Here is a 17,339-nt window from a genome sequence, read left to right on the forward strand (position 1 = left end):
AACTTGCAGGAATCCATGCCATTCTTGGATATCTTTCAAATCCTAAGATATGTAAGCCCTTACATGGCAATGCACCCAAAATAACATCATATGCTCGGGATTGTGAAAAAGATCACGACATATAAATTAAAAGGACGCTGCCGCTGTGATGTGCGGAAGCGCCCTTTTTTTAATCCATCAGCTTTTTCAGCTGCTGTTGTCTGGACAATAAATCGTCCAAATCGATTTTCATTTCCAATGCGTTCAAAAGCCCTCGAACGTGCTCGTTCAGCTGTTGGGCCAGCAGCTCTTGCAGCTCTGTCAGCCATTCTTCCAACTGTCTGGAATACGCCTGGTCAAGAGCCGACGTTTGCCGTTCCATGAGCTCGGACACGGGCTCGCTGACGCGGCTTTCCAGCTCCGCTCTCAGCTTGCTTTTGCCGTCGCCTTCAAAAAACTGCTTGGCGTTTTTAAAATAACCCGTCAGCAGCTTATCCGTTACTTCGCTGGCGTCAAAAGCCGTCGTTACCGAAGGCGTGTCAAACTTGCGGGCATCGTACTCGCCGCCTGCGAAGCCTTCCACGAGCTCGGCAAGCTGCTCTCCCCAGCGCTGCGCGCGGCGGCCGGACAGGCGATTGATCGCGTTCTCGATGCGCAGCGTCGTAGCCAGCACTTCCTGGGACAGATCGAAAACGATCATCCGCTGCAGCTCGTTCCATGCCAAACGGAGCGCCTGCTTCGGATCGCGCGCTTCCTCGCGGAACGTGGAAGGGTTGAAGGCGTAATTGTACAGCTCGCCGAAGCGGTACATCGTTCTCTGCTTCACGTAGTAAAGCAGTTCCTGGATTTCTTTGCGCAATTCTTTGACGTCTGCGCCGTGATCCGCTTCCCGAAGCAGCTTGACTCCCGCTTGCTCGGCCTGCTGGAGCTTGTCGATTTGCCGTTTGCGCTGTTCCTCCCCGGATTTGGCGCTTTCCAGCCATTGCTGCATCGTTTGAACCGCACGTTCCAGCTCAAGGTTAGCCGAATGAATGGCAACGTCGCTCAATTCGCCCAACGTAAACTGCAGGAAATCGTTCTCGAACGGACGAATGCCGGATTGGGCGACAAGCGCGGAATCTCCCGCTACTTTGCCCTCGGCGGCCAAATAGCTTGAAATCGGATAAATGCGCGGATTGCGGATGCCGTGCCGGAGCAAATTCGTCTCCACGTGCTTGACTACGCCGTCCAGCTCCTCCTCGCTTGCCGCAAGGTCGGCGGCGTTGACGATAAAAAACATTTTATCCATTTCAAAGCTGTCTTTGACGCGCCCCAACTGCAGCAGAAATTCGCGGTCCGCTTGGGAAAAAGCGTGGTTATAATAAGTGACGAAAAGAATCGCGTCCGCATTTTTGATATAGTTAAAAGCTACTCCCGTATGCCGCGCATTGATCGAATCCGCGCCAGGCGTATCAACGAAAATAATGCCTTGGTCAGTCAGCGGGTTGGAATAAAATAATTCGATAAATTCCACAAAGCACGATTTCGATTCATCGGCGACATAACCGGGAAACTCGTCTTTCGTAATCCGCAGCTCAGCGCCCAGATGGTCTTTGGCTGCCGTCCATCCTTTCTCGACGGCTTTGAGGAAGGAATAGTGCGGCTTGCCCTTGGGCGTTACGTCGGCGGGCGTCAACCCGCCGATGCGCGCGAGAGCCGAGGCCATATCGGACGCCTGGACGCCGAGCAGCTCCAGCGAGTACAAGACGTCCTGGAGGATGGCGTCGGCCGACTTCATCCTGACCTTGGCCGTACCGTGCGGCCAGCCTTCCTGCGGCGGCAGGATGCGGTTGATCGCCGCCGTCGTCGGGTTCGGCGACACCGGCAGGACGCGTTCGCCAATGAGCGCATTGGCGAACGAGGACTTGCCGGCGCTGAATGCGCCGAACAGCGCAATCGTGAACGTCCGCTCGCGCAGACGTTCCGCTTTCTCGCGCATGGCGCGCGCGAGCGACTTCATCGACGGCAGCCCGTCGATGAGGCCGGAGGCCGTCTGCAGCGCGGCGGCCTTGCGCTCCATGCGCCCCCCGTGTTCGCCTGCGGGGAACACGGAAGGCGCAGCCGCAGCATCCTCAGGTGCTGCCGCCGGAGCCGAGACTGCCGCCGCCGTGGCGGCAGCCTGCAGGATCGCGCCCATGGAGGTCGTGTGCAGCCCCCCGCTCTGCGGGGCGGCTGCCGGCTCCTCCATGGCTCGGAACTGCTGCAAATCCGGCAGCGCCGGCGGAACATGCTTCCGCCAGCCGGCCATTTGCAGCAGTTCCGCCTGCGCAGCGGCCTCGACGGCCTCGAGCCGCTGCAGCTCGCTGTAGGCGCCGAGGCGTTCGCCCAGCGCCGCCAGCTCTTCGGCAAGCGTCGCAGCCGCTTGCGACGTGCGCTCGCGGACGGCCAGCGCGAGCCGGTCGATCAGCGCAAACGCCTGTTTGCGGTACTGCTGCTTGATGTCGCCGCCGACCTGCTTCATGAAGTTGAGCGTGTATTCGCCGCCGAACACGGCGCCAGGGTTCACCTGCCCCGCCAGCCATGCCGGCGAGACGTCCGCTTTCAGGGCTTCGATGTCCGCGGCCAGCGCCTGGCTGTGAAGCCCCTGCCGCTCGGCCGCCTTCTTCAAGGCGTCCCGGAGATGCCAATCGAGCTGGGCTTCCACCTGCTCGGCCAAATCCTCCTGAAACGCCTGCAGCCGTTTCTCCGTCTCCGCGGCCGTCTGCGCTGCCCGCGAGAAAAAGCCTACCTTGAACCCCGGCTTGCGGCTCTCCAAATACGCGTGAGCCTTATCCCGGGTCAAGGCCGGTGTAATGTTGGCGTTCTCGATGATCACGCCAAGCTCTTTGCGCAGCGCCGCCGTTAACGTTTCCGGCAGCGCCTGCGCCTCCTCCAGCTCGCGCCGCTTCGCCTCCGCGAGCTGCCGCACTTCCTCCACGTCGCCATCCTGGCGGATCGCTTCGATGAGCTCCGCCTTCAGCGGCTCATTCCGCTCCGCCACCCAGCTGCCGTGCTCGGCCGCCAAATAGCGCGCGGATGCGTCGATGCTGCAGCTGCGCAGCAGCTCACCGCGCTCGATCAAACCTTGCAGGAGCCATCGCAGTTTCGCATATTCGTTATGCGGATGGCCCGGCTCCTTCATCGTGACATACAGCAGGCCGTCCGGCTCGATGCCCCAGCTTAAAAAAGCCTGCTTCGTTCCCTCCTGATACTGTTCGAAAGGGAGCTCCCGCTCTTTATGCTTGTCGATCATATTGACGACGAGATAGAGCGGCTTGCCCCACTCCTTCATCTTCTTCGTGAAAGCCAAATTCACTTCCGACTGCACATGGTTGTAATCCATGACATAGAACACGACATCGGCCAAATGAAGCGCCGATTCCGTCGACTGATGATGCGCGTCATCCGTAGAATCGATCCCGGGGGTATCGAGCAGCGCCGCATGTTTCCCCAGAAAAGCGATCGGATACGTGATTTCCACGGATTCGATATCCGTACCATTGACGCAGTACGCTTCCAATTCATCGAGCGGAATAACGACAGCGCTGCGGTCTTCGCTTTTGTGACGATGCGTTACATGCGCCCCCGGCTCGCCGTCCCGAATACTTACAATATTTGCACTCGTCGGAATCGGGCTGGAAGGCAGCAGCGGGTGTCCGCACAGCTGATTGATCAACGTCGATTTCCCCGCCGAAAAATGCCCGCAAAACGCAATATTCATTCGCTCCGAGCTTATTTTATCGAGAAGCTGCTGCAGCTTCCCCGCGTTATCCGCGTCTCCGGCTTGTTTTACCGCGTCCCGCATCTGTTTGATTGCTTCCGGTATGGACGCAATGCCGGGTTCTGCCAACTGATTCATGATCTATTCTCTCCTGACTCACGTACAAAAAGCACCGATGGATTCACTTCGGTTTTAAGTGTAATGCCCCGGTCGGATTTAGTCAATTTAAGCAAAAAAATCTCCGCAAGGGAGATTTAAGAAATGGCCGCTTTTTCAGTTTCCGGCAGGAAAATTTCGAACACGTCGCGATGCTGCAAAATCGTAATGTCGGAATCTTTTACTTTCATCACGACAACTTCGGGCTTCGTTTTCATTTTGTCTATGTAGTTTTGAGGAACTTCACCGGATTCGCTGACGGTTACGCCTTCAATGATCTTTTCTTCGTTTTCTTGCAACGGCGTTTTGATCACTTCTTCATAAATATCGGAAAACAATTCAAAACTATTGGTGTATACGGCGATGCATTTCATTTCCATCCCATCCTTTGTTTACTTATCAGTTCTTTTTAGTAGCTTTCCTAGTTACACTTGGTTTCATACGTTTTTTACCTTCCCGGCAGTGATCCAGCAGCGGGCAAATGCCGCATTGCGGGTTTTGCGCCTTGCAATGGTACCTGCCGAAAAAAATGAGACGGTGGTGAGTCTGTGTCCATTCCTCGCGGGGAACTTTCTGCATCAGCTTCTTTTCAACTTCAAGGACGGAATCGTCCCATCCGGCAAGCCCAAGCCTCTTGGAAACCCGCTCTACGTGCGTGTCGACAGCAATGGCCGGCACTCCGAAAGCGTTCGATACGACGACATTGGCCGTTTTGCGGCCTACGCCGGGCAGCTCGACCAATTGCTCGTGCTTCTCGGGAATTTGTCCGTCATACTTGTCCAGTACAAGTCGGCATAACTTTTGAATGTTGCTTGCCTTATTCCGAAACAGCCCGATTCTGCGAATATCTTGCTCCAGCTCCTCAAGCGGTACAGCCAAATAATCTCGAGGATGCTTATATTTTTGAAACAAGGATTCCGTAACCTTATTTACCGTTTCATCGGTACACTGCGCCGAGAGCAGCACGGCAATCGTCAGCTCGAACGGATTGCTGTGATTCAGCTCGCAATGCGCATCCGGGAACATTTCGCCGATTGTGTCTAAAATGTGTCTTACCTGCTTTTGAGTCATCGTTATTATTCCTTGGGGCGTAATATTTTCAAGTGTATCGAATTGTGACTGCAGAATCAATGCTTGAAAGCGTTAAAATGAGAACATTTTTTAAAACTTATCTGATTTTAAGGAAAGTCCGCAGAAAAAACAACCGTCTGTCCCAGGATCAGCTCCTGTTAAACAGACGGATGCGGAATACATTTCGTTCAAATTTACTGCTGGTCCATCTCGACAATTTTGTCATCCAGCACATAAATCATAATTTGGTCGCCTGCTTTGAAAGAGCCCGCGGTTACGGTGTTCGCGCCTTTGTGGAAATATGCCCTCGGATACAGGCTGTAGGAAGTTTTGTCTGCCGAGCTCGTCGATTTGAAGATCATTTGGTTAACGATGTTATTATAGCTGGAAAGCTCTCTCTTGGCCGCTGCAGCCACTTGAATGATCGTTCTGTCGGCCGCGTCCTTATTGACCTGGACCCGGTCGCCGACTTTAATCGAGTTAAAGTTAAGCACCGACCCGCCGTTCAGCTTCACCGCATAGTTGCTGCCGGCGTTCACAACCTGATTTTTGCCGGTAAAGTCTTGCACGGTCAAGCTCGTGCTCGTCGGATCGACAGCGATGACTTTGCCTCTTACCGTGTCGGTCAGTTCCACCTTCACGACAGATTTGCCCTTGTAAGTCAGCCTCACATACTCATCCGCCAAAATATCCGTAATCGCGCCCGCCGTCTGATCGGACTTCATGATCGGAACGCTGTCCAGGCCGACCGTGTAAGTCGTGTTATTATCGTCCATAACTGTCAACTGCTTGCTATTGACGTTCGTGGACACCACTTTGTACAGCCCTTTTTTGCTGATTACGATATTCGTTACGATCGTTTGGTCATAGCTCAAAATGATACCGACGTTATCCCCGACTTTCAAATCGGAAAGCGCGCTGGTCTCTCTGTTAGGAATTTCCACCGTTGGCGCATATGTAAGCTTGAAGGTCAAGCTTTGCCCGCTGTCGGTTTTGATCGTCACATCGTTGGACTGCAAATTCAACTGCGTCAAGGTGCCGTTCAGCTGTGTCGACATCTGGACGGAAGTCACGTTGTTTTTGGATACGAGCAGGTCGACGTATTTGCCGGTACTGAACGTTGTGTTGAAGCTTGAGAAAGGCAGCGTCGTCCCTGCGTATTTAATCGTCGTGGAATCGGTCAACTGGTATGCGTGCGGATTTCCCGAGTTGTCTTTAACCGTCAAAAATTTGCTTGTAGGTTCGTAGCTGATAATTTTCGCAAAATATAAGTTCTCGATGGAACGGTTTGTCACTGTAATCAAAGTCACTTTATTGTTCAGCACGTCCAGCTTCAAGGAATCTCCGGGTGCAATGTCGTAAATGCTCGCCGTAGTCAAGCCGTTGATTTGCACCTGCACGTTATCGCCCAGTGCATATGCCGCCAACGCGCCGCCATTCGGTTTGACAATCGTGAGGAACGATTTGTCGTCACTCAGCTCTTTCAGCGTTCCTTCGACGCTGACGCCCACATCCGCCTGCTTCTTGACGAGAATTTTCACGACTTCGCTGTTCGTTACGGTATATTCAACCGAATCGCCCACATGCAGCGAATTGATGTCGATCAAGCTGTTGTCCGGCAGCGTAACGATCAAATTGCTGGAAAATCCGAATGCTTCCGTCTTCCCTGTCGTGCTTTCGAGCAGCCCCAACTGGCGCGTATCCTTGTTAATCGTCTGAATGACGCCGAGCGCCGTTTTGTTCACAGGCACCTGCTTGACGATGATCGACGTAATTTTGGTGCCCTTGGTCAGCCTGTTTCTTCTCAGTTCGACAACGCTGCCCTCGACGACGGAAGCAAGGCTGAGTCCCTTGCCGTTCGTGTCCGTTACGGCCACATCGGTGGCAAGCTCATAGCTTTCGTAATCGTCCAGCGTAGCCTTCAAGCCGCTAATGTTTAATTTCAGCAGCTTGCCGTCGTAGATGTCCATTTGCAGTTCGTCCTTGACGACTTCCACATAGTATGCCGTACCGCCTACCTGCACGATGGAAACCTGGTACGTTTCCTCGATCGTTTTCGGATCGATGACCGTATCGTTTTTGTTTCCGTAAAATACGGTGTTCGGAGCCAGTTTATATGTGCTCGTATTGCCGTCGCTATCGCTGATCGAGATGGTGCCGCTCGTCAGGCTCGTCAAATAGCCCCGGACCGCGCGCTGCGGCAGCGTAGTCAAATCCTTCTGGGACCGGCTGAGAAAAGCGGCCATTTGAGCCCGTGTGACGGCTCCTTTAGGCTGGAAAGTTCCGTCCTCGAAGCCGTTGACGATTTGCAGCGATACGGCGGCATTCACGTAACCGAGCACCGAATAGCTGATATCGTTGTTATCCTTAAACGAAGTCGCCTGGGAAGCCATGCTTTGCGCAGTCGACTGCTTGCCGATAGCGCGGATGACAACTTCCGCCACCCATTCTCTCGTCGCTTTGCGCTGGCCCCATTTATCTTTGGACTTATCGCCCTGCGCCCTTGTTTTTTCTTCCTCGTTCGTAATCAGCCCTTTTTGCAGCGCCAGCGCCACATAATTGCGGGCATAGTCGTCCACCTGTATGAAGTCCGGGAAGACGGTTGCGGATGTCATCGATTTCGCGTCGCTTTCAAGGCCCATCATTCTCGTTGCCATGATCAGCACATCCTGCTGGGAGACGGAGTTCTCCGCACGGTATGCGCCATCCTCATAGCCTTCGATGATCCCTTCCAGAGCAAGCTTGGAAATGTGCCTGATCCCCCAGTAATCCGCGCCTACGTCCGGGAAAGACGATTTCACATTGCTTGCCGTTCCTGTAGAGGTTGTGCCCGTCGATTCCGCCGCCCAAACGGCCGGAGTCCCTGCAAGGCTCGTTATGATCAAAGAGCTGAGCAGCGCGTTCGCTAATTTCTGTTTTTTCATCGTTTGTAAAAACTCCTCTGCATGTTCATTTAATTAGGCCGTTTGATCGGATACGGCAAATCCATATGCCCCATCAAACTTTCCACCTGCTTGCCGTCTTTCAGTACGTAGATATCTTTGACTTCCGCAAATTGAAATGCCGTTTTTTTCAGCGCCTGCAAAAACAAATCTTCACCCGGTGCGCCTAACTGGCTGTTCGGGCCCATTTTCAGATCGATCTTAAGAGCGCCTTTTTCCTTATCGAAAGCAACGCTCTGGAATGTCACATCGTCAAATAAGGACACCGCCTTGGGATCGTCATTCGCGGTCAAAACTTTCAAAGCGGCCGCATATATGTCTTCGTCTTTCTTGTAAGAAACGGTGACATCCTTTTCAACGAGCTTTATTTCGTTCTCATCGGTGTAGTAAGCCTTGATTTTCTTTTGCTTCAAAACCTCGGGAGTAGCCGTCGGCTGCGGACTTTGAGTCGCTTGCGCCTGCTGGGTCGGCTGCGGCGTCTGTGACGGCGCGCTGCCGTTTAGCGCAGCCTTTTGCCCGCATGCGGTTACCGTTAAAGCGATTGCGCTTACTAGAAGCGCTCCTTGAATCACGCGGCTTATTCTAGTCATCTCACTCACTCCTTATTTGACGTTCAAGTATTCTTTGATGGCGGACACTAAGGAGGCAGCTACTTGATCCTGAAAAGCTTCCGAGTACATGGCGGCTTCATCGCCTTTGTTCGATAAATACCCCACCTCTACGAGAACGGCGGGCATCGTCGTCTTGTGCACGACCCTGAAATCGCCTATCCGAACCCCGCGGTCGGGCAATCCGGTAGCGTCGGAAACGTATTTGTGAATGACATTGGCAAAAGGCAAGCTTTCAGGATTGTAATAATAAGTTTCGGTTCCGCTAATGTCGGCTTTGTTAGCCTTGTTGCCATGAATCGATAAAAAGACGTCGACTTGATTGTCGTTGGCAAAGGCAACCCGATCGTCCAGCTCGACAAAAGTGTCGTCGCTTCGCGTCATTAACACTTCAATTTGCTTCTCCTTGGCAAGAAGGACTGATACTTTCTTCGCCATCGCAAGCGTAAAATCCTTCTCCTTCCTCCCGTTCAGCGAAAGAGCGCCCGGATCTTTGGCGCCATGTCCGGCGTCAATGACAACGCGGATGTGGTGCTCCTCAATCGAAGCCGACCATTCGTTAGGCTTCTTGGAAGTCTGAATCCGGTAATCGACGGCGCCTTTGAGATCGAGAATGACCCTGACCGTGCTCGGATTGTCGGAAAAGTTGGAAAAGCGAACCTTCTGCACCAAAGGATGCTTGGAATCGAGTTCGCCGATGTTGTTCACCAGCTTTTTGGCGAGATTGTCGTCCAGAACCATATTCGGAAAATCGAACACGATCCTGTTCGGGCCGGATAGTTTGAGCCTCGTAGGGACGAGCGTGCCGTCTTTGGCCTTGACGATCAGTTCCTTATCGGTCAGCTCGATGGACGTCAGCAAATGCGCGTTCGCGTCGGCCGGCTTCGAGCCCGCCGCAGTATCGGTGCCTGTTCCGCCATTCGCAGCAGGCGGCTTTGGCGTAGGCGCCGGAGTGCCCGTTCCGCTCGAAGGCTTCTCATTTACAGCCGGCGCCCCCGGTTTGACGGTTCCCGTCCCGGAATTGTCCCCCTCCGCGACGGGGCCCGTCACAGGCTTGGAAGGCACATCGGCTTCTTTGAACATATGTACGGAGGAAGTCGGCTGATCCCAGTTGAATTTCACGCCCATCAGCTCGCCTACAAAACGGAGCGGCAGCATCGTATTGCCGTTCACAATGACGGGAGCGACTTCCATCTTTGTCTGTTTCCCTTGGATCGCAGCGACTTTGCTGTCGATGACGAGCTGGATGTTTACGTCGTCTTTCACGATCGTCACTTTTCGCGCAGCTTCATCCCAACTGATTTTCGCCCCGATTTCTTCGACAATGACGCGAACGGGCACAATTGTGTTGCCGTTTACAATTTTTGGCGCAACTTCGTCTGTGACAAGCAGCTTTTCGTTCATATACAACTTGATCGGCTTCTCGGTCTCAGCCCCGAATGCGGCGCCCGGCGCCAACAACATAGCTAAGCACATACTCGCTAAAACTACAGGATATTTCATCATTCACCTCTATGTAATGTCGGAATTGGGCATAGTTCCACAAATAGCAATCTGCAACGTTTATACACGAACCATTTCAATAGTACAAATTACGATTACAGCTGACAGCAAATCCACCACCTTACGACAAACTAGTAACCTATTAGACGCGAAAACCTGCCAAAAGTTGCAAAGATCGCAAAAAAAGAAGCCTCCGGAAACCGGAAGCTTCTTGCATTACGGGCAGTTATTATTTATAAGCCAGACGCGCTTGGTGAGCTTCTTCATAGGCGGTGATTTTGTCCGCATGCTGAAGCGTCAGACCGATGTCGTCCAGACCTTGCAGCAGGAACTGGCGGCGGTGCTCGTCAAGCTCGAAGCCGATGCTGAGGCCGTATTCGTCGGTCAGCTTGTTGTTTTCGAGATCGACATGCAGCTTGTAACCGTCATGCTTCGCCGTGCGCTGGAACAGGTCTTCCACCTGCTCTTCGGACAGCTTGATCGGCAAAATGCCGTTTTTGAAGCAGTTGTTGTAAAAAATATCCGCATAAGACGGAGCGACAATGACGCGGAAGCCGAAATCCTGGATCGCCCAAGGCGCGTGCTCGCGGGAAGAGCCGCAGCCGAAGTTCGCTCTGGAAATGAGCACGGACGCTCCTTGATAGCGGTCCTGATTCAGCGGGAAGCTCTCGATAACGTTCCCTTTTTCATCCCATCTCCATTCGAAGAAAAGGAATTGTCCGAAACCGGAACGCTCGATGCGTTTCAAAAATTGTTTAGGGATAATTGCGTCTGTATCTACATTCACACGGTCAACCGGACCGACAAGGCCCGTATGTTTTGTAAAAGCTTCCATAGTCTCATTCTCCTCCGAAACTTGATTTCAACAAATTAGGCTTGCTGGTAGGCTTTGATTTCCCAGTCGCGCACATCGACGAAATGTCCTTGAATCGCTGCAGCCGCAGCCATTGCCGGAGATACGAGATGCGTGCGTCCGCCGCGTCCCTGACGTCCTTCGAAGTTACGGTTGGACGTGGATGCGCAGCGTTGTCCCGGTTGCAGAACGTCCGGATTCATCGCCAGACACATGCTGCAGCCGGCATCGCGCCATTCGAAGCCTGCTTCGGAGAAGATTTTGTCCAGGCCTTCTTTTTCCGCCTGGATTTTCACGCGGCCGGAACCCGGAACGACGATTGCCGTTACGCTCGGATCCACTTTGTAGCCGTTCGCGATAGCCGCCGCGGCGCGAAGGTCTTCGATCCGGCCGTTCGTGCAGGAACCGATGAAGACATAGTCCACTTTCAGCTCCGTCATTGGAGTACCAGGCGCCAAGTCCATATATTCAAGCGCTTTTTCAGCCGCTTTGCGTTCATTTTCGGTTGCGAAGCTTTGCGGATCCGGAACAAGAGAAGTGACGCTCGTGCCCATGCCAGGGCTTGTGCCCCAGGTCACTTGCGGGATCAGGGAATCCGCGTCGAATTCGACAACGCGGTCGTAAGTCGCACCTTCGTCCGTAACAAGCTGCTTCCACTCGGCTACGGCAGCATCGAATGCAGCGCCTTGAGGCACATATTCGCGTCCGCGCAAGTAGTTGAAAGTCGTTTCGTCAGGAGCGATCAGGCCAGCTCTTGCGCCCGCTTCAATGGACATGTTGCACACAGTCATGCGCTCTTCCATCGAAAGGCCGCGGATCGATTCGCCGGTGTACTCGATCACGTAGCCGGTAGCAAAATCCGTGCCGTATTTCGCGATAACGCCGAGGATCAAATCTTTCGCCGTTACGCCCGGCTTCAGGCTGCCGTTGATGCGCACTTCGAGCGTTTTGGCTTTGGATTGCTGCAAAGTTTGCGTAGCGAGCACGTGCTCCACTTCGCTTGTGCCGATGCCGAAAGCAAGTGCGCCGAACGCGCCGTGCGTGGAAGTATGGCTATCGCCGCAAACGATAGTTTTGCCCGGATGCGTAAGGCCAAGCTCAGGACCCATAACGTGCACGACGCCTTGGTCGATGCTGTCCAGGTCGAACAGCGTCACGCCGAAATCGCGGCAGTTTTGGGAAAGCGTATCGATTTGCTGCTTGGAAATCGGATCCGTAATGTTGAAGCGGTCTTTCGTCGGAACGTTATGATCCATCGTCGCAAAAGTCAAATCGGGTCTGCGCACTTTGCGGCCCGACAATCTGAGGCCTTCGAACGCCTGTGGCGAAGTTACCTCGTGCACCAGCTGCAGGTCGATATACAAAATGCTAGGTTTGCCTTCTTCCGAATGAATAACGTGGTTGTCCCAAATCTTTTCGAACATCGTTTTTTTACTCATACCCAGTCACCTCTTGTTATAAAATCCGCTCTAAAATAAAAAGTATTGCCCTCATGTCGTATCTTAACATTTTATTTATTATTACGCCAAGATATAATAACTATAAAGTTGATAGGAAATAACAATAAACCAACCAGCCGGCAGGCACAAAAGGAGATGCTGACCATATGGAACTACGCCAGCTGCAATATGCTATACAAATCGCGGCGGAACGCAACTTTTCCCGCGCTGCGGAGAAGCTGCACATCGCCCAGCCCTCACTCAGCCAACAGCTGTCCAAGCTGGAAAAAGAAATCGGCGTCCTGCTGTTTCAGCGCAGCACGAACTCGGTTGAGCTGACGCATGCCGGCTCGCTTTTTGTAGAAAAATCGCAAAAAATTCTCGACATGGTCGAGCAGCTGAAAAAAGAGATGGAAGACATTTCGCAAATGAAAAAAGGCCGCCTCGTCGTCGGCAGCATGGCGATTACCGGCTCCACCATCCTGCCGTTTGTCGTCCCCGCGTTCCAGGCCGCGTATCCGGATATCGAAATTTCGCTCGTTGAGGAGACGTCCTTCAACCTGGAGACGCTCACCTCGAACGGCCAAACCGACATCAGCCTCCTCTCGCTGCCGCTCCGCGAAGACTCGCTCGTGTACGAGACGCTGCTGGAGGAAGAAATCGTCCTCGCCGTACCGCCGAAACACCCGCTCGCCCTGAGGCGGGAACCGGTCGAAATCCGCGAGCTGGAGAAGGAAGCTTTCATCGCCTTGAAAAAAGGCCAAGGCTTCCGCAAGCTTACGCTTGATTTGTGCCAAAATGCCGGCATCGCGCCGAACATCGTGTTTGAATCGAGCAACATGGAAACCGTGCAATCACTGGTCGCCGCAGGCATGGGCATCGCCTTCGTCCCTTATTTGATCTCGCGCAGAAGCTTCGGCGAGCTGGCCCCTGTGCACCTGCCGCTGCTCGGCCGTCCGACGCGGACGCTCGTTATCGCCTACCGCAAGGGAAGATACATTTCAAAGGCGGCCGAAGCTTTTGTGGCGACCATGAAAGACGTCATGAGCGGCATCATGTCCAGGTAAAAGGAGGCGGTAGCCTGTGAAAAAAACGCAGCGCCTCATCGAGCTGATGATGGCGGTCAACGAACGGATGCAGTTTACGGTCAAAGACATGGCCGAGCAGTTCGGGGTTTCCGAAAGAACGATGCACCGAGATTTGCAGGAATTAAGCGGGCTCGGCATGCCGCTCTACACCGAGTTCGGACCGCACGGCGGATACCGTCTGCTGAAAAAGCGGATGCTGCCGCCGATTTTGTTCTCGGAGCAGGAAGCCGTGGCGATGTTTTTCGCTTTCCAGTCGCTGCAGTATTACGGGACCCTGCCTTTCGAGGCCGAGTCGCTGTCCGCGCTGAACAAGTTTTATCATTACTTGCCGGAAGACGCCAAAACCCGCATCCAATCGATGAAAAGCAGAGTCTCCTTCTGGTCGCCGACACGCACGCAAAGCTCCCCTTACCTGGAGCAAATTTTGGAAGCCGCTATCGGACAGCAGCCGCTGCAAATCGCGTACGACTCCAAGAACGGCCCTTCCGAACGGACCCTGATGCCGATCGGCATTTATTCGCATAACGGATTTTGGTACTTCCCGGCATACTGTTTTCAAAAAGACGCCCTGCTGCTGTTTCGCGCCGACCGGATTTTGTCGCTGGTGCCGTGCGCCGAACCGCCTTACCCGCTGCCAGAACGATTGCGAACGTACACGATCGCCGATTGGCTCGCGGCGGAGCCCGACGGTGAGCGGCAAAAGGTCGCCCTGAAGGTGAAACTGACGCGCGGCGGCGTCCGCGCCTACGAGCGGAGCCGCGCTTTCGGCGGTGTAATCGAGCCGGCTGAAGGCGGCGGCGGGCTGCTCACAGCCGAGATTCACCGGGAAAACATCGAATTTTTCGCCGGTTATTTTCTCGGCTTCGGCGCGGATGCCGTTGTGCTGGAACCCGCGGAAATGGCGCATTGGATCCGCCAGCAGGTCCGAGCGCTCTACGATGCATACGGATGAGCAGTTCGGGTGCATGGATGAGCCGCTCGTCCCCCAAACTGCTCACCCGTGCACCAAGCGACTCAACCGCGTCCCTCCGAACTGCTCAACAATAGCTCGAGTGACTTATCCGCGTACCCCGAACTGCTCAACCGTCCCCCCCCGGGTGGCTCATCCGCATGCCCTGACTGCTCAATCGTGGTGAGACGATCGTTTGAAATAGTATGACAAGAGTTGTCAATGATTCGTTGTATGATCGAGCTGTACTCAATTTTAAAGGAGGCAGCATTCGAATGAGCAAACATGTCGGTACGTTAAAAGGAAAAATAGCCCTCGTTACGGGGTCCAGCCGCGGAGCGGGAAAAGGGATCGCTCTCGTGCTTGGCGAAGCCGGAGCCACCGTCTACGTGACAGGACGAAGCACGCGCGCAAAAACTGCGAGAGAGGACTTGCCGGGCACGATCGAGGATACGGCGGATGAAGTCACGCGCCGGGGCGGTCTGGGCATCCCCGTCCGCTGTGATCATACGGAGGATGGCGAGGTCGCCGCCTTGTACGAACAGATCAAGCGGGAGCAGCATGGACGGCTCGACCTTGTCGTCAACAACGCCTGGGGCGGTTACGAGGGCTACGATGACGTCGACTTCCTCGCTCCCTTCTGGGAGCAGCCGATGGTCCGCTGGGACAAAATGTTCGACGCCGGGCTGCGGGCGCAGATGGTTTCGAGCCGCTTAGCCATGTCCCTCCTGCTCCCGCGGAAGAGCGGCTTGATCATCAATACCGGCGTGTACCCGGACATCGGAGGCAATTACCCGGTTAACGTGTTTTATGACACGGTCAAACGGGCTGTCACCAACATGACCCGCGGCATGGCGCTCAATTTGCAGGCGAACGAAACCGGAATCGCCGCGCTGGCCCTGGCTCCCGGCTGGATGCGAACGGAGGACGTATGCCGTCATTACGGCATCGAGCAAGACGATGCCGATTTCACGCGCATCGAAGCGCTGCGGCAGACCGAATCGGTCGCCTACATCGGCCGGGCGGTCGCCGCATTGGCCGCCGACCCCGATGTGATGAGCAAGTCGGGCCAGCTTGTGGAAGTCGGAAACCTCGCCGCGGAGTACGGCTTCACGGATATCGACGGCACACAAATTCCGCCGTTCCGCGTGTAATTTGATTGACGGGTGGACATGAGTCCTCCCGTTTTTTTGCGCTGCCGTAGCTGCCCGGCCAGGAGAGCCTACGAACGCGTGCGGCTCTCAGCGCGCGGTGTTCCGCTGCGTGACGTCGGTCGGTGTTGTGTTGCATGACGGTGGTCGGAAAAGTGCAGGCTTTTGTTTGATTGTAGCCCATTTGGCAAAAAACCTGCGAAAGTGCAGGCTTTTTCCACGAAAGTAGCTCGTTTTGGCGAAAAGCCTGCAATTGTGCAGGAATTTTCGATGAAAGTGTGTTCAACGTCCGCGTGGAGCAGAAATTACTGCAGATTTGCAGGAATTTTGCGTTGCTAGCATATTAACGAGCAAAAAGATGTACTTTTGCAGGTTTTCTCCGCGCACCAAGTAGATGTGCTGCTTTATCGGGCAAGTTTATCGGCAGTCTCGCATCCACATGTCTTCAGCACGCGATAGTTTGTTATACTATTCTGCCTCAATGAGCAGTTAAGTGGCAGAGGGTGAACCTTTGCGCGGTAGTTTGAACCGAAGCCGGCAATTGGGCTCGAGCAGTTCGGCCTGGCTGAACGGATCGACGGCTTGGTCTGGCGGTCGGACCAGTAGCCAGCGTTTTTTTCGGGCTTCACCTCGGCGGACAGACGGTCTGGATTGGGCAGTTCGGTCTGGCGGACCGTCGGTCCGGCGGCCTACCGGACCAACTTGCTTGCCGCCACTTGCCGTGGAACGGCAACCTGGCTTCTCCTCCGCATCATCATAAATTTCCCGCAAACGTAAACCATTTTGCACTTACACGCATACGATATATCAAAAATTTTTATGATTTAACTAATAATTATTTATAATTAGTGAGACTAGTACAGCATCAGATTTAAAATAGTAAATATGTGGAAATTATGATATAGTCGAAGAAAAAAGAGGAATCGACTATGAAAAAACGAGAGTATGCCGTCCAATTAACTCCTGATGAACAAAAGAAGCTGCATGCTATCTGCTCCAAAGGAAAGGCAACCGCCCGTTCGATCAGACGTGCGCAAATCCTGCTCGGCGTGGACGAAAATCGCCCGGAGGGCAAACTTACGGATGCCGAAATTGCCAAACAGCTCCACATTCACACCAACACCGTCCACCTGGTTCGTAAGGCCTTTGCGCAGCGAGGGTTGCAAGCCTCCCTGGAAAGAAAGAAGCGGACCACTCCTCCCAATCCGCCGAAGGTGACCGGGGAGTTGGAAGCGAAGATCATTGCTTTGTGTTGCAGTGAACCCCCTGCGGGAAGGAGTCGTTGGACGCTGCGTTTGCTTGCTGATCGAGCGGTCGAACTACAGTATATCGATAGCATCTCGTACGACACGGTAGATCGTATTCTAAAAAAAGCGAACTTAAGCCTCACCTCAAGAAATGTTGGTGCATCCCGCCCGAGCAAAACGCGGCGTTCGTAGCGGCGATGGAAGATGTGCTGGACGTGTATCATGAACCTTACAATGCCAATTGCCCCGTCATTTGCATGGACGAAAAACCATTTCAACTTCTCGATGAAGTCCGGGAGCCAATTCCCATGAAACCCGCCAAACCACTCAGGGAAGACAGCGAATACGAGCGAAACGGAACATGCAGCATTTTCATCTNTTACAATGCCAATTGCCCCGTCATTTGCATGGACGAAAAACCATTTCAACTTCTCGATGAAGTCCGGGAGCCAATTCCCATGAAACCCGCCAAACCACTCAGGGAAGACAGCGAATACGAGCGAAACGGAACATGCAGCATTTTCATCTTTACGGAGCCGTTAGCGGGCTGGCGGCATGTAGAGGTACGGAAGCAACGAGCCCGAATCGACTGGGCGGAGCAGGTTCGAGAGTTG

General features: G+C 53.9%; 11 protein-coding genes and 2 pseudogenes. 5 read left to right on the top strand and 8 right to left on the bottom strand.

Features of this window, described 5'->3' with window-relative positions:
• Positions 1-169 precede the first annotated feature (169 nt).
• The 8 genes from AC0LWT_RS14560 to leuC all read right to left on the bottom strand — a co-directional run bounded on the left by AC0LWT_RS14560 (position 170) and on the right by leuC (position 12,290).
• Entirely contained in the window at positions 170-3,856 is a 3,687-nt protein-coding gene (locus tag AC0LWT_RS14560; protein WP_474681979.1) for a dynamin family protein, read from the bottom strand.
• Between the two features lie 116 nt (positions 3,857-3,972).
• Positions 3,973-4,248 (bottom strand): NAD/NADP transhydrogenase alpha subunit, encoded by a 276-nt coding sequence (locus tag AC0LWT_RS14565; protein ID WP_474681980.1) that lies wholly within the window; start codon positions 4,246-4,248, stop codon positions 3,973-3,975.
• A 25-nt stretch (positions 4,249-4,273) separates the two neighbouring features.
• Positions 4,274-4,945, bottom strand: coding sequence for an endonuclease III (gene nth / locus AC0LWT_RS14570; RefSeq protein WP_474681981.1), 672 nt, complete (start codon positions 4,943-4,945; stop codon positions 4,274-4,276).
• A gap of 194 nt (positions 4,946-5,139) precedes the next feature.
• Positions 5,140-7,869: an S-layer homology domain-containing protein gene (locus AC0LWT_RS14575; protein ID WP_474681982.1), complete on the bottom strand. Its 2,730-nt coding sequence runs from the start codon at positions 7,867-7,869 to the stop codon at positions 5,140-5,142.
• A gap of 29 nt (positions 7,870-7,898) precedes the next feature.
• Complete coding sequence (locus AC0LWT_RS14580; RefSeq protein ID WP_474681983.1) at positions 7,899-8,477, bottom strand: GerMN domain-containing protein; 579 nt, start codon at positions 8,475-8,477, stop codon at positions 7,899-7,901.
• Between the two features lie 12 nt (positions 8,478-8,489).
• On the bottom strand, positions 8,490-9,959 hold the full coding sequence (locus AC0LWT_RS14585) for an N-acetylmuramoyl-L-alanine amidase family protein (RefSeq protein WP_474681984.1): 1,470 nt from the start codon (positions 9,957-9,959) through the stop codon (positions 8,490-8,492).
• A gap of 268 nt (positions 9,960-10,227) precedes the next feature.
• The gene (leuD, locus tag AC0LWT_RS14590; protein ID WP_474681985.1) at positions 10,228-10,833 is read right to left on the bottom strand and encodes a 3-isopropylmalate dehydratase small subunit; all 606 of its coding nucleotides are present in this window, start codon (positions 10,831-10,833) and stop codon (positions 10,228-10,230) included.
• A 35-nt stretch (positions 10,834-10,868) separates the two neighbouring features.
• Positions 10,869-12,290 (bottom strand): 3-isopropylmalate dehydratase large subunit, encoded by a 1,422-nt coding sequence (gene leuC, locus AC0LWT_RS14595; protein WP_474681986.1) that lies wholly within the window; start codon positions 12,288-12,290, stop codon positions 10,869-10,871.
• 167 nt (positions 12,291-12,457) lie between these two features.
• Between leuC and AC0LWT_RS14600 the strand changes: the two genes are divergently transcribed.
• The 5 genes and pseudogenes from AC0LWT_RS14600 to AC0LWT_RS14620 form a co-directional block, all read left to right on the top strand.
• A complete protein-coding gene (locus AC0LWT_RS14600; protein WP_474681987.1) occupies positions 12,458-13,357 on the top strand; it encodes a LysR family transcriptional regulator in 900 nt (299 codons plus the stop codon).
• 16 nt (positions 13,358-13,373) lie between these two features.
• Entirely contained in the window at positions 13,374-14,330 is a 957-nt protein-coding gene (locus AC0LWT_RS14605) for a helix-turn-helix transcriptional regulator (RefSeq protein ID WP_474681988.1), read from the top strand.
• Positions 14,331-14,602: 272 nt separating this feature from the next.
• Positions 14,603-15,481 carry an SDR family NAD(P)-dependent oxidoreductase gene (locus AC0LWT_RS14610; RefSeq protein WP_474681989.1) on the top strand — a complete coding sequence of 293 codons (879 nt, stop codon included), beginning with the start codon at positions 14,603-14,605 and terminating at the stop codon, positions 15,479-15,481.
• Between the two features lie 926 nt (positions 15,482-16,407).
• A pseudogene (locus AC0LWT_RS14615) lies at positions 16,408-16,635 on the top strand (helix-turn-helix domain-containing protein); the annotation flags it as partial.
• A gap of 3 nt (positions 16,636-16,638) precedes the next feature.
• A pseudogene (locus tag AC0LWT_RS14620) lies at positions 16,639-17,102 on the top strand (helix-turn-helix domain-containing protein); the annotation flags it as partial.
• Positions 17,103-17,339: the final 237 nt, after the last annotated feature.

The organism is Paenibacillus sp. sgz302164, from assembly GCF_056120505.1.